This window comes from Clostridium pabulibutyricum (assembly GCF_058242705.1).
This window is the reverse complement of record NZ_JBZAYZ010000001.1, coordinates 483,941-497,609: the sequence shown is the minus strand read 5'-3', so window position 1 is coordinate 497,609 and position 13,669 is coordinate 483,941. Positions and strand designations below refer to the sequence as shown.

The 13,669-nt window shown below is 36.0% G+C and carries 14 protein-coding genes; all 14 read right to left on the bottom strand.

From position 1 onward, the window contains the following. Window positions 1–684: a zinc metallopeptidase gene (locus AC4CVH_RS02540; RefSeq protein ID WP_490786144.1), complete on the bottom strand. Its 684-nt coding sequence runs from the start codon at window positions 682–684 to the stop codon at window positions 1–3. A gap of 22 nt (window positions 685–706) precedes the next feature. Then, a complete protein-coding gene (fmt, locus tag AC4CVH_RS02535; RefSeq protein WP_490786143.1) occupies window positions 707–1,639 on the bottom strand; it encodes a methionyl-tRNA formyltransferase in 933 nt (310 codons plus the stop codon). Window positions 1,640–1,643: 4 nt separating this feature from the next. Next, complete coding sequence (def, locus tag AC4CVH_RS02530) at window positions 1,644–2,093, bottom strand: peptide deformylase (protein ID WP_490786142.1); 450 nt, start codon at window positions 2,091–2,093, stop codon at window positions 1,644–1,646. A 21-nt stretch (window positions 2,094–2,114) separates the two neighbouring features. Beyond that, window positions 2,115–4,313, bottom strand: a complete 2,199-nt coding sequence (gene priA / locus AC4CVH_RS02525) for a primosomal protein N' (RefSeq protein WP_490786141.1) — start codon at window positions 4,311–4,313, stop codon at window positions 2,115–2,117. Window positions 4,314–4,371: 58 nt separating this feature from the next. Next, window positions 4,372–5,571 carry a bifunctional phosphopantothenoylcysteine decarboxylase/phosphopantothenate--cysteine ligase CoaBC gene (gene coaBC, locus AC4CVH_RS02520; RefSeq protein WP_490786140.1) on the bottom strand — a complete coding sequence of 400 codons (1,200 nt, stop codon included), beginning with the start codon at window positions 5,569–5,571 and terminating at the stop codon, window positions 4,372–4,374. Beyond that, window positions 5,555–5,788: a DNA-directed RNA polymerase subunit omega gene (gene rpoZ, locus AC4CVH_RS02515; protein ID WP_490786139.1), complete on the bottom strand. Its 234-nt coding sequence runs from the start codon at window positions 5,786–5,788 to the stop codon at window positions 5,555–5,557. The genes coaBC and rpoZ overlap by 17 nt, the downstream gene beginning before the upstream one ends. Next, window positions 5,781–6,398, bottom strand: coding sequence for a guanylate kinase (gmk, locus tag AC4CVH_RS02510; RefSeq protein ID WP_490786138.1), 618 nt, complete (start codon window positions 6,396–6,398; stop codon window positions 5,781–5,783). Before gmk ends, rpoZ begins: the two co-directional genes overlap by 8 nt. After that, a complete protein-coding gene (remA, locus tag AC4CVH_RS02505) occupies window positions 6,395–6,676 on the bottom strand; it encodes an extracellular matrix/biofilm regulator RemA (RefSeq protein ID WP_490786137.1) in 282 nt (93 codons plus the stop codon). Before remA ends, gmk begins: the two co-directional genes overlap by 4 nt. A 17-nt stretch (window positions 6,677–6,693) precedes the next feature. Beyond that, window positions 6,694–7,572 (bottom strand): YicC/YloC family endoribonuclease, encoded by an 879-nt coding sequence (locus tag AC4CVH_RS02500; RefSeq protein WP_490786136.1) that lies wholly within the window; start codon window positions 7,570–7,572, stop codon window positions 6,694–6,696. Window positions 7,573–7,865: 293 nt separating this feature from the next. Beyond that, entirely contained in the window at window positions 7,866–9,344 is a 1,479-nt protein-coding gene (gene spoIVA / locus AC4CVH_RS02495; RefSeq protein WP_490786135.1) for a stage IV sporulation protein A, read from the bottom strand. Between the two features lie 82 nt (window positions 9,345–9,426). Next, on the bottom strand, window positions 9,427–10,422 hold the full coding sequence (locus AC4CVH_RS02490; RefSeq protein ID WP_490786134.1) for an NAD(P)H-dependent glycerol-3-phosphate dehydrogenase: 996 nt from the start codon (window positions 10,420–10,422) through the stop codon (window positions 9,427–9,429). Between the two features lie 2 nt (window positions 10,423–10,424). Beyond that, window positions 10,425–11,741: a ribosome biogenesis GTPase Der gene (gene der / locus AC4CVH_RS02485; protein WP_490786133.1), complete on the bottom strand. Its 1,317-nt coding sequence runs from the start codon at window positions 11,739–11,741 to the stop codon at window positions 10,425–10,427. Window positions 11,742–11,978: 237 nt separating this feature from the next. Further along, window positions 11,979–12,977, bottom strand: coding sequence for an inorganic phosphate transporter (locus AC4CVH_RS02480; RefSeq protein WP_490786132.1), 999 nt, complete (start codon window positions 12,975–12,977; stop codon window positions 11,979–11,981). Further along, window positions 12,970–13,593 (bottom strand): DUF47 domain-containing protein, encoded by a 624-nt coding sequence (locus AC4CVH_RS02475; RefSeq protein ID WP_490786131.1) that lies wholly within the window; start codon window positions 13,591–13,593, stop codon window positions 12,970–12,972. Before AC4CVH_RS02475 ends, AC4CVH_RS02480 begins: the two co-directional genes overlap by 8 nt. Between the last annotated feature and the right edge of the window lie 76 nt (window positions 13,594–13,669).

Below are 13,669 nucleotides of genomic sequence, written 5' to 3'. Positions count from 1 at the left end.
TCAGTCTCTTTCTCCGCTTATAAAAATAAGCCTAATAAGATTTGATATTGCTGTAAGTGCCGCTGCCACATATGTCATTGCTGCAGCTCTAAGCACACGTCTTGCTCCACGGACCTCATCCCCGTAAAGTATTCCCCTGCTGTCAAGAATTTTAAGCGCACGACCTGACGCATCAAACTCCACAGGGAGAGTAACAAGCTGAAAAACAACAACTGCTGTAAAAAACAATATTCCAAGACTAACAAGTCCCTTTATTCCAAATACAAAGCCCAGTATAAAAAGTATCCATGAAGCATTGGAACCCAGATTTGCAATTGGCACTATACTGTTTCTTATAATAAGAGGTAGATATCTTTTTTGATGCTGTATGGCATGACCTGTTTCATGTGCTGCAACACCTATTGAAGCAACTGAGTTTCCATAATAGACTTCCTGTGAAAGGCGCATTACACGATTTCCCGGATCATAATGATCCGTAAGCTTCCCAGATACAACTTCCACCGGCACATCATACAGTCCACTGTAATCAAGAAGACTTCTCGCAGCCTGAGCCCCTGTATAACCATTTCTGCTTCTATATCCGGAATATTTGTTGAATGTAGAAGATACTTGATACTGCGCATAAGCTGCTATTATAAGCGCAGGTATCAGTATAATGAAACTCCTGTCAAAATAAATCGGCATTCGTTACCATCTCCTTTTTTGTTCACTGTCCAAGAACAGATTTGCATTCTATCGAATTTCCCCTTATATATTCTTTTATCTTCATGACCTTTTTACCGGGAAACTGAATTTTATCAATCAAAATTATTTTGTCACCAGTACAAACTTTTATACCTTCGTCAGATACCTCCTCTATAAATCCTGGTACATGAGAAGATTTTTCCTCAGTTACAGCCGCTTCGTATATCTTCATTGCACTGCCTTTATAAATTGTTCGGGCCGCCGGCCACGGATTTAGACCTCTTATGAAATTTTTTATATCCGCTGCATTGTTCTGCCAGTTTATATTTGCCATATGTTTATCAAGCATTCCAGCATATTGAGTTGGTGATTCTCCCTGTTTTTTTCCGTGAATCTCTCCCCTTAAAACACCATCAAGAGTTCTCACAAGAAGTCCAGCTCCATCTTCCATAAGAACATCATGAAGTTCACCTGCTGTTACATTATCTCCAATTTCAACCCTGCTTGTAAGAAGTATATCTCCTGTATCAAGGCCTTCATTCATAAGCATTGTTGTATTTCCCGTTTCTTTTTCACCATCTATTATGCACCAGTTTATAGGAGCAGCTCCCCTGTATTTTGGAAGAATTGATGCATGAAGGTTTACGCATCCATACTTCGGAATATCCAAAACTTCCCTGCTAAGTATCTGTCCATATGCCACTACTACTATAAAATCAGGACACATGCTCTTAATAATTTCAAGTGAATATTTATCATTTCTCAGTTTTTCAGGCTGATACACATCTACACCAAATTCCTCAGCAGTTTCCTTTACCGCGGATTTTGAAAGTTTTTTGCCTCTTCCCTTTGGTCTGTCAGGCTGTGTGAAAACCGCCTTCACATTGTATCTTTCTATAAGTTTTTCTAAGGCAGGTACCGCAAAATCCGGGGTACCCATAAAAACTATGTTCATAAGATTACCTCTTTTCCGTTTCAGCCTTGTCTATAAATAAAATTCCATCCAGATGATCTATTTCATGACAGAAAGCTCTTGCAAGAAGATCTTCTCCCTCAATCACAACTTCTTCACCTTTTTCATTAAGAGCCTTTACTTTTACTTTTTTAGGTCTTTCTACCCTTCCCTGTCTGCCTGGAATACTAAGACATCCTTCCGTATCAACATATTTTCCTTCTGTTTCTATTATCTCAGGATTAACAAGTTTTATTATTCCTTCACCTATATCTATAACAATAACTCTTTTCAAAACTCCAACCTGAGGTGCTGCAAGTCCGACTCCGTCATTCTTGTACAGAGTGTCCTTCATATCTTCAATGAGCGTAAGTATTCTATCATTTACAACATCAACCTTCCTGCTCTTCTTTCTAAGAATATCATCACCATATTTTACTATATTTCTCAACGCCATATTTATTCTCCTCTCCACAATCTATAATGTACTCGTTGGATTTATATCCATGCTTACTTTTATATCATCATGCACACTGCTTGTTAAATCATATACTGTTTTTTTTATTGCCTGAGCCATGTCTAAACTTATTCTGCCTTTGATTATTATCTGCCATCTGAATAATTCTTTTATTTTGGATATTACACAAGGACACGGCCCCAATATCTTAATTTTATCATCTTTTCCAAGCATATTGTTTAAAAATACACCAACATTTTGTATATTTTTTATTAATATATTCTCATTTTTACTGCTTATATTTATAAGAAGTATATCTGAAAACGGTGGATACTGCATTTCCTGCCTTATAGTCATTTCCTTCTCGTAAAACCCATCATAGTCATTTTCAGCTGAACACTTTATGCTGTAATTATCCGGATTATAGGTTTGTATTACAACGTTGCCCTTTTTATTTCCCCTTCCAGCTCTTCCCGATACCTGAGTCATAAGCTGATACGTCCTCTCGGCAGATCTAAAATCCGGAAGGTTTAACGAAAGGTCGGCTGCTATTACTCCAACCAAAGTAACATCTTTAAAATCAAGACCTTTCGCAACCATCTGCGTTCCTATCAGTACATCCGCTTTATGCTCCTTGAAAACATTGTATATATTTTTATACGAATTTTTCAGCCTGGTAGTATCAAAATCCATCCTAAGTGTTTTTACAGACGGAAACTCACTTTTTAAAAGTTGCTCCACCTTCTCGGTTCCAACACCAAAATACTTTACATATCTGCTGCCACATTTTGGACATACTTTCGGTACATCATGTCTGCTCCCGCAATAATGACACACGAGTTTCTTCATCCCCCGATGATACGTAAGCGAAATATCGCAGTTACTGCACTTAAATATATAACCGCACTTTCTGCAGGAAACAAAAGTTGAAAATCCACGTCTGTTTAAAAACAGTATCACCTGCTCATTTCTCTCGAATCTTTCTGCCATAAGGTCATGAAGTCTTCTGCTAAACATTGATTTGTTGCCACACAAAAGTTCATCCCTCATGTCAACAATCTCTATTTCAGGCATGTAGGCACCATCTGCCCTGTTTTCTATTTTAACAAGTTCTATCTCTCCTTTTCTGCATCTGCTGTAAGTTTCCACAGATGGTGTGGCAGAACCAAGTATCATCCTGCAATCATATTCCCGGCACATCATTTCACCAATTTCCCTTGCATTATATTTAGGGCTGACATCAGACTTGTAGCTTTCCTCATGTTCCTCATCTACTATAATGAGTCCAACATGTGAAAAAGGCAGAAAAATTGCCGATCTCGCCCCTATTGCCACTTTGACAAGCCCCTTCTTTATTCTCATCCACTCATCATATCTTTCCCCTATTGAAAGCCTGCTGTGAAAAACACTTATATCCTTTCCGAATCTTCCTTTGAACCTTTCCACCATCTGTGGTGTAAGCGAAATTTCCGGTACAAGTATTATACACTCTTTTCCCTGCTGCATGACTTTTTCAGCTATCTGCATATATATTTCAGTCTTTCCACTGCCTGTTACACCATGCAAAAGAAAAATTCTTGAATTTGAGTGAATTACAGCTTGAAAAGCTCTTTTCTGTTCAGAGTTAAGTACCTTTTTTGAATATGCTCTATAGCTATTATTATCATACCTCTCAACAGTCTTCTTTTCAGTGAGAATGAACCTGTGCTTTATCATCGTATTTATAGGCGACAAAGATACTCCGCATTTGTCCCTAAGTGAATTTTTAGTATATATTCCCTCTTGATTTGCCACAATATTATAAATGCCCAAATATGGTTCTTTTTTAAATCTTCCTTCCAATTCTGAACCTTTGTATAAAACAACCTGTTTTTTATGTCTAACACCCTTGAATATTCCATTCGGTATAAACAATTTTATACATTCAATATAGGTAGCAAGATATTTCTTTCTCATCTTTTCAATGATAAGAAGATTCTTTTCTGTAAAAAGTGGAAAATCATCACATATTTCATGTATAGATTTTATTTTTCCTTTCAAATCTGTATTTTTATAAATTCTAACTACAAATCCATCTATAAGTCTATTTGACAATCCAAATGGTATTTTGACTCTTCTTCCTATATCAATCTTTCCATCCATATTGTCAGGGATTTTGTAGGTAAAAATTCTGTCCAGTTTGACAGAGGTGCTGTTTACAATTATACCTGCATAGCTCACCTTATCACCTTTTAATCTAATATATCAAACCAAATAAGAGAGGTACTTAAAACCCCTCTTATTTTAACTCCATTTCATTTATTATATCAAACAGCCTTCTTGAAAGTTTTCTTTTGCTCATTTTTTCCAAATCAAACTTTCTACCATCTTTTGCAATTACAGTCACCTTATTATCATCCGATGCAAATCCTGTATCCTTGGAAACTATATTGTTTGCGACAATATAATCAAGATTTTTCTTGGAAAGCTTGGCTCTGGCATTTTCAAGAAGCCTGCTGCTCTCTGCTGCAAAACCAACAAGAACTTGGTTTTTTTTAATTTGGCCAAGTTTTTTCAATATATCAGTATCTCTGACAAACTCAATAGAAAGCCCGTCATTAAGCTTCTTTATTTTCTCGTTTGAATACATCTTAGGCTTGTAATCGGAAACTGCAGCTGCCTTTATTACTATATCCTGACTACTAAATTCCGCAAGCACACTCTCAAGCATATCTTTGTTTGTATCAACCTTGACATACTTTACACCAAATGGTGCTTCGAGTTGTGTAGGTCCAGATACGAGCGTAACCTCGGCACCTCTGTCCCTTGCCTCTTCAGCTATGGAATAGCCCATTTTACCTGAAGACCTGTTTGTTATATACCTTACAGGATCTATATGTGCACAAGTAGGACCTGCCGTAACAAGTACCTTCTTTCCCTTCATGTCTTTTTTGTCATAAAGCATACTTTCTACAAGTTCAGAAATGAACTTTGTATCAGGCAATTTTCCCCTGCCTACATCTCCACAGGCAAGCCTTCCCTTGTCAGGTTCTATAAACCTATATCCAAATTTTGAAAGTTTATTTATATTTTCTTGTACTATCGGATTTGAATACATATTTGTATTCATTGAAGGTGCAAATACCACAGGTGCTTTTGAAGCCATTATGGTTGTAGACAAAAGATCATCTGCTATTCCAGATGCGACCTTGCCTATTATATCTGCTGTTGCAGGTACAACAAGTATCAGATCCGCTTTCTTGGCAAGTGAAATATGCTGTATTTCCCATACCTTCGGTTCGGAAAACACATCAACACTTACAGCATTCTGACTTATTGTCTGAAATGTCAATGGCGTTACAAATTTACAGGCGCCTTCCGTCATTATTACATCAATATTAATATCCTTCTTTTTCAGCCTACTTACTATATCGACGGACTTGTAGGCTGCTATGCCTCCTGTTACACCTATAACAACATTTTTAACATTCTGGCCCATATTCTGTACCCTCTTTTGAAGTTTCAAAATCTACAAATCCACCATCAAGTTCATTTATAGCTATGGTAACTGGTTTTGTAGAGTCCATGTCAACCATTGAATGTGATCCTTCTACAAGCTGTCTTGCTCTTTTAGACACTATAGTTATCAAAGCATATCTATTGTCTACGTCTTTCAGCAAATCTACAATAGATGGATTTATCATGGAATTATTCATAATTCATATCCTCCTTAGATTTAAGAATTTCATCCTTCACCCTATCTACTCTGCACTTTTCAGCTGTAATTATACTCTCAATGCTCTTTACTGCAACATCCAAAGTATCATTTACAACTGCATAATTGTATTTTGATATGTAATTTATTTCTTTATATGCAGACTTGAATCTCTTTGTAAGAGATTCCTGAGTTTCACTACCACGTGCAATTATTCTATGTTTAAGCTCCTCCATAGATGGCGGCAATATGAATATAAAAACGCCCTGAGGATAATTTTCCTTCACCTTGAGAGCTCCCTGTATATCTATCTCGAGAATTACATCATTACCTTTCTCTATAGCTTCGAGAGCTTTGTCCTTTGGCGTTCCGTAATAATTGCCATACACTTGTGCATATTCCAGAAAAGCTTTATTTTTTATTCTACTTTCAAATTCCTCTTTTGTCAAAAAATAATAATTTATTCCCTCTTTTTCACCTTTTCTCGGCTCCCTAGTAGTTGCAGAAACAGACATCCAAAAGTCATTTCCTCTTAAAAGTTTCCTACATATGGTACCCTTTCCTGCCCCTGAAGGACCTGATATTACAACTAAAAGCCCTTTTTTCTTCATTGTTCTTCAACTTCTGTCATCTCATCATCTATTTCCTTGTTTGATGAAAGTCTATGTGCTACAGTTTCAGGCTGTACAGCTGAAAGTATTACATGATCGCTGTCCGTTATTATAACTGCCCTCGTTCTTCTCCCGTAAGTCGCATCTATAAGCATTCCTCTATCACGTGCTTCCTGTATTATTCTCTTTATTGGAGCAGATTCCGGACTTACTATAGCAACAAGCCTGTTTGCTGAAACAATATTTCCAAAACCTATGTTTATCAATTTTATGTCCATGTATTTCCTCCTATTATTTATTCTATGTTTTGAATTTGCTCTCTTATTTTTTCTATTTCATTTTTTATATTTAAAACTAAATTAGTAACATTTAAATTTGTAGATTTGGACGCTATTGTATTAGCTTCCCTGTTCATTTCCTGAAGGATAAAATCAAGTTTTCTTCCAACAGGTTCTTCCATATTCAAAGTGTCCCGAAATTGTCCTATATGACTATCCAGCCTTACTATCTCTTCATCAACACATGCCTTGTCGGCGAATATTGCAACTTCCATTGCAATTCTTCCCTTATCGATATCACAACTTTCCATAAGTTCTTCAACTCTCCCGTTAAGTTTATCCCTAAACTCATCTACAAGAGTTGCTGAAACCTTGTTTATCTTGTCAAGATAACTTTTTATAGCGCTGCATTTAACAAGTATATTTTCTCTGAGCTTTGCACCTTCACTCTCTCGCATGCCAACCAGCATATCAAGAGCTTCTCTAAAAGCCTCCTCAAGAACCTTCCATATCTCATCCAAATCTTCATCCTGTTGTTTTACAGTTATTACATCAGGGAATTTTGAAATAAGTTCCATTGTAAGCTCTTCTTTTATATCATATCTATTTTTTATCTTATTCAAACACTCCACATAGCTGTCCGCAAGATTCTCATCAAACAAGGCTGCAACTTTTTTATTTCCATAATCCATCTGAGTGATAAATACATCAACCTTACCCCTGTTTATTTTCTGGAGTATAAATTTTCTAATTTTATCCTCGATGGGCATGAAACTTTTAGGCATCCTTATATTGATGTCACAATATCTATGATTTACAGTTTTTATTTCTACAGAAAAGCTCCTGCTTGAGCCTTCTGAAGTTCCTCTTCCAAATCCAGTCATGCTTTTTATCATCTAAAAATTCATCCTTCCACTGTCATACAAAAACCTTTTTAATTATACTTTAACACTAATTGTAATTTCAACATTATTTTATAAATGCAAGAATATAACCACTATCTAACTAGAATCAAATCGTGGTTTAAAACGATTATACCATAAAAACACTTGCCGTAGGATTACATAAATGCAGTTTTTTTATAAAATAATTTTTCATTTAAGCTTCAAATAGGACTCAACACTTAAAATACCCTGTACCTTAAGCATCGAACCCTATGTACAAAAGTTCTACTAAAATTATTTTTTTTCTAAAGTATTATACATATCAATCCGCCGTTTCCCTCGTTTATTATCTTTTGAAGAGTTTTTTGCATCTTGACCTGAACATCCTCCGGCATTCTGTACAATTTATTTTGAAGTCCTTCTTTAACAAGTATTTCAAGAGATTTTCCAAACATATTGCTTTGCCATATTTTTGAAGGATCACTTTCAAACTGTTCAAGAAGTGATTTCACCATTTCTTCACTTTCTTTCTCAGTTCCCATTATAGGTGATATTTCTGCTTCTATATCTGCTCTTATAAAATGCAATGACGGAGCACTTGCTTTAAGTTTTACTCCAAACCTACTTCCCTGTTTTACTATCTGAGGTTCTTCAAGTTTCATCTCGGATAATTGCGGTGCCACAAGTCCATATCCTGTTTCCTTTACATCCCTCAGTGCATCTGATACTTTGTCATATTCCACTTTTGCCAGATGCATCTCGGTAATCGTATGAAGAAGGTCGCTCTCACTGTGAAGCTCTTTTTCACATACCTCGCTTAATATCTTATAGAAAAGATCTTTTTTAGGTTCAAGCTCTATTCTGGAAGTTCCCTCCCCCATATTTATTTCCTTTATTGTTGAATTTCCTATGAACTCCACATCATCAAAATCATCCATGGATCTTTCTATATCCCGGACCTTGTATATGTTCTTGCACATATCTCTTGCCAGATTTATGAAGTCTATCTTCAACCAATGATCAAGATCAAGTTTCTCTATCCATTCAGGTATGTCTATATTTATCTCTTTTATAGGGAATTCTTTAAGTACCCTATGAAAAAGATTCGTTATGTCATCTTCTGTCATATTCAATACATCCATTATCTGAACAGGAACATCATACTCTTCCTCCATTGTTTTTTTGAGTTCAATGGTATCCGGCTCATACGGATTTTTTGAGTTCAGAACTATTATAAACGGTTTGTTTATAGATTTCAATTCCCCTACAACCCTCGATTCGGGCTCAACATAATCATTCCTTGAAATGTCTGCAATAGATCCATCCGTAGTCACTACAAGTCCTATAGTCGAATGTTCATTTATGACTTTTTTAGTACCTATCTCTGCAGCCTCTTCAAAAGGTATCTCATAATCATACCATGGAGTTGTAACCATTTTTGCCTCTTCGCCCTCCATATATCCAAGTGCGGTCTTTACAATATATCCCACACAGTCCACCATTCTGACTTTGAATTTTGTGTTTTCATTCAAACTTATCTCAACGGCCTCATTTGGAACAAATTTTGGTTCCGTGGTATGAATCGATTTCCCGGAGGAACTCTGGGGAAGCTCGTCTTTCGCTCTCTGCTTTTTATAAGAATTATCCATGTTTGGAAGAACCATAATTTCCATGAATCTTTTTATAAAGGTTGATTTTCCCGTCCTAACAGGTCCGACAACCCCCACGTAAATATCTCCCTGAGTTCTGTCAGATATATCCTTATATATATCAAAGTTATCCAAAATATACCCCCTAAAATTCTAATAATAACAATATATATATATTGGATACAATCAAATATTATTCTTATAATTTATAAAAATATTAAATTTCATTTTTTCTATCCCGTGTCATAAGCTCATATACAGCTTGCTTCGGGTTTTTGCCTTCAAAAATAACTTTATACAAGGCATCCGCTATTGGCATTTCCACTCCAAGATCATTCTTTAAATTATAAAAAGCACGACAGGCTGTTATTCCCTCAACCACCATGTTGACTTCCTGCACAGCCTCCTGCCTCGATTTTCCCTGTCCTATAAGTATTCCTGCCCTTCTGTTTCTGCTGTGCATACTGGTACACGTAACTACAAGATCTCCTATTCCAGTAAGTCCTGAAAATGTCTCCTTTTTTCCACCAAGCTTTACACCTATTCTTTTTATTTCGCTTATTCCCCTTGTAATAAGGGCGGCTTTTGCATTGTCTCCGTACCCTATTCCATCACATACACCTGCTGCCAGTGCAATTATGTTTTTAACCGCACCGCCTATCTCGACCCCTATAATATCAGGATTCGTATACACTCTTAATGTATCTGTCATAAATAAATCCTGAACCTTTTTTGCAGCATCCATTTTCTCCCCAGAAACTACAACTGTTGTCGGTATGAATTTTGCGACTTCTTCCGCATGACTTGGTCCTGAAAGCACGACAACATCATTTTCAGGAAGTATAGCTTCTATTACTTCTGAAAGCCTATTTCCAGTCTCGGAATCTATTCCCTTTGCAATATTCACTATTATCTGAGAGTGGCTTAAATAAGGCTTTATATTTTTACATACACCAGCAACTACATGGGATGGAACAGAAATTACCAAAAAATCGCTGTTTGAGACTGCATAATCAAGTTCATATGAAGCCTCCACCCCTTTTGGAATCTTAGTACCTTTAAGATACCTTATATTTTCTCTGTTTGAATTTATGCCGCTGACCACATCATGGTTTCTATCCCACAAAACTACATTTTTTCCTGCTGCAGCAAGTATTATGGAAAGCGCTGTTCCAAAACTTCCTGCACCAAGAAAGCATACATCAAACTTCAATATTATTCCTTCCTTTCCCTAAACTCAAACTTTATACCTGTTCCAACGAAATCAAAATTTTCCCTCAGCTGATTTTCAAGATATCTTCTGTAGGAAAAATGAACACAGGCAGTATCATTTACAAAGAATACAAATGTAGGCGGTTTTACTCCTGTTTGTGTAGCATAATAAATTTTAAGCCTTTTATTTCCTACAACCGGTGGTTCCTGCATCATTATCGCCCTGCTTATAACATCATTCAATATTCCTGTTTTTATACGCTTAGTATAGGATTCATTACATTTTTTTACCATGTCAAGAACTTTTGTAACTCTCTGACCCGTCTTTGCTGATATAAAAAGATATGGTGCATACGGCATAAATGACAGGCTGTTTCCTATCATTTCTTTGAATTTTCCCATTGTTTTGGTATCTTTTTCAACAAGATCCCATTTGTTTACTATTACCATAATTGCCTTGCTCATTTCATGGGCATATCCTATTATCTTTTCATCCTGATCACTTATATCATAAGTTGCATCAAGAAGTAGAATACACACATCTGCTTTTTCAATTGCCGCATATGTTCTTATAACACTATACCTTTCAATTTCCTCCTTTACTTTGTTCTTTCTCCTTATTCCAGCAGTGTCTATAAGTATAAACTTGTCGTTATCCCTTTCAAGATAACTGTCTATTGCATCTCTCGTTGTTCCAGGGACATCACTTACAATTACCCTGTCCTCACCGAGCAATTTATTTATGAGTGATGACTTTCCAACATTAGGCTTCCCTATAAATGCTATTTTTATATATTCATCATCCTTTGAATACTCTCCATCCTCACTGAAATGGCCAACAACCTCATCTAACATATCACCAAGCCCAAGTCCCTGGGACGCAGATATCGCAATAGGATTTCCCATTCCAATATTATAAAACTCATAAGTACTGCTCTCAAATTTTACATTGTCTATTTTGTTTACAACAAGAACTACCGGCTTTCCACTCTTTCTAAGCATCTGTGCAACTTCCCTGTCTGCAGCCGTAAGTCCCTCCCTGCCGTCAACTATGAATATTATGACATCGGCAGTTTCTATTGCAACCTGTGCCTGTCTTCTCATCTGGGAAATAATTATGTCTTTGTTTTCAGATTCTATCCCGCCTGTGTCTATTATAGTAAAAGTATACTTGAGCCATTCAGCTTCAGCATATACCCTGTCTCTTGTAACACCAGGTTTGTCACCAACTATTGATATTCTCTTTCCTGCCAATTTATTAAACAAGGTAGACTTTCCAACATTAGGCCTACCTACTATTGCTACTATAGGTTTTCCCATAAAAACACTCCTTTTTTGTATCCAATTCATTATAACTATTTTTAGCCAATATATGCTTATATTGTAACACAAACCAGATATACAGCTTGAAAAGACACTCTCACAGAGCTGCTGATTAGAATATATATTAATATCATAAATTAGTCAACTTTTAAGATATATTATGAAATGAAGTAAATAACAGAATATACAGTTAATTTAAACTTTCAAACTAAAACCGCATATTCTGTAAACAATTTAGATTAAATTCAATAGATACATCACAAACCCTGCAATGAGGGCACATCCTGGTATAGTAAACACCCATGTAAAAACTATATCTTTTGCTACCGTCCAGCGCACTGCTGAAAATCTTTTCGAGGCTCCTACACCCATTATAGCTGTAGTTATTATATGTGTAGTACTTACAGGAGCATCAAACATTGTTGCTGTAAGTATTACGCTTGAAGCACCAAGTTCTGCCGCAAATCCGCTGACAGGAACTATCCTTGCCATCTTTGATCCCATTGTCTTTATTATCCTTTTGCCACCAAGCGCCGTTCCAAGGGCCATTGCAAGGGCACAGGATATTTTAACCCACACAGGCACAGAAAATTCCTTTATGAACCCTGCACTCATAAGAGTCATGGTTATAATTCCCATGGTTTTTTGTGCATCATTGGCTCCATGATTCAAAGCAAGAAACATGGTTGATGCCTTTTCAAGTCGTGAAAATACTTTTGTTACAGTAGTTGGTCTTGTATTCACAAGAAACATATTTATTACATTCATATATATGAAACCTATTGCAAAACCTATTAGAGGCGACAATATAAGCCATAATATGACTTTCCAAAAAAGATTTGACCAGTAAATAATTAGAAATGAGTTCTTATATACAACAGCAGCACCGATAAGACCGCCTATAAGCGCATGTGAAGAACTGCTCGGTATTCCAAAATACCAAGTTAAAAGATTCCATATTATAGCACCTATAAGAGCTGCTATAATTACCTTTTGGGTTATATCATTCGGATGAACTATACCACTTCCCACTGTTTCTGCAACTTTTACACTCATAAAAGCACCTGTAAAATTAAGTGCCGCTGAAATTATTACAGCTTGTTTCATGGAAAAAACTCTGTTTGAAACAGAACAGGCTATGGCATTCGCACTATCATGAAACCCATTAATGACATCAAATACTATTGAAATCATGATTATAACAATAGTCAACATAAGCGTACTATTAAGCATTTTTCATTACTACTCCTTCAACAATGTTTGCTATATCTTCACAGGAATCCAGAGTATCCTCAAGATATTGATATATTTCTCTCCATTTTATTATATCAATCACTTCCATGTTTCCTCTGAATATCTTTTTAATAGCTTCTCTTGAAATTATGTCTCCTTTTTCCTCTATACCGTTGACCTTTATTATCTTTTCAGAGAGTTTCTTGCTTGTTTTCATACTTTTCAGTTCCTGCATTATAGTTATAATTTCCATACATGAATCCAGGATCATGTTCGAGAGTTTTCTCGCTTCATCCGTACAGGAAGTTACATTCAACATGACGAATCTGCTTGCTGTGGATTCTATGAGATCTACAATATCGTCCATGCCTTTTGCAATGCTATAAATATCCTCCCTGTCAAACGGGGTTATAAATGTTTTATTTAACTCTTTCAGTATTTCGTGCTGCTTCATATCACCTTCGTGTTCTACATCTTTAACCTTTTCTATATTCTTCTCCAAATCATCAAGATCATCAATAAATTCCACCAATAGCTTGGCTGCTTTATATGCTATTTTGGCATCTTCTATGAAAAGATTGTAAAATTTGTCTTCTTTTGGAGTAAAGCTAAACATTATATCCCTCCTATTACTGAAAATATGTATCTCTAACCCAATAAAGTATAACATAAACTTAACTATATTAAAATAT

Coding starts and splice junctions, on each gene's coding strand:
- def (WP_490786142.1), bottom strand. CDS start 2,093: ATGGCGTTGAGAAATATAGTAAAATATGGTGATGATATTCTTAGAAAG.
- rpoZ (WP_490786139.1), bottom strand. CDS start 5,788: ATGAATAATTCCATGATAAATCCATCTATTGTAGATTTGCTGAAAGAC.
- AC4CVH_RS02540 (WP_490786144.1), bottom strand. CDS start 684: ATGCCGATTTATTTTGACAGGAGTTTCATTATACTGATACCTGCGCTT.
- AC4CVH_RS02475 (WP_490786131.1), bottom strand. CDS start 13,593: ATGTTTAGCTTTACTCCAAAAGAAGACAAATTTTACAATCTTTTCATA.
- der (WP_490786133.1), bottom strand. CDS start 11,741: ATGGGAAAACCTATAGTAGCAATAGTAGGTAGGCCTAATGTTGGAAAG.
- coaBC (WP_490786140.1), bottom strand. CDS start 5,571: ATGGGCCAGAATGTTAAAAATGTTGTTATAGGTGTAACAGGAGGCATA.
- remA (WP_490786137.1), bottom strand. CDS start 6,676: ATGGACATAAAATTGATAAACATAGGTTTTGGAAATATTGTTTCAGCA.
- fmt (WP_490786143.1), bottom strand. CDS start 1,639: ATGAACATAGTTTTTATGGGTACCCCGGATTTTGCGGTACCTGCCTTA.
- AC4CVH_RS02480 (WP_490786132.1), bottom strand. CDS start 12,977: ATGCTTAATAGTACGCTTATGTTGACTATTGTTATAATCATGATTTCA.
- gmk (WP_490786138.1), bottom strand. CDS start 6,398: ATGAAGAAAAAAGGGCTTTTAGTTGTAATATCAGGTCCTTCAGGGGCA.
- AC4CVH_RS02500 (WP_490786136.1), bottom strand. CDS start 7,572: ATGATAAAAAGCATGACTGGATTTGGAAGAGGAACTTCAGAAGGCTCA.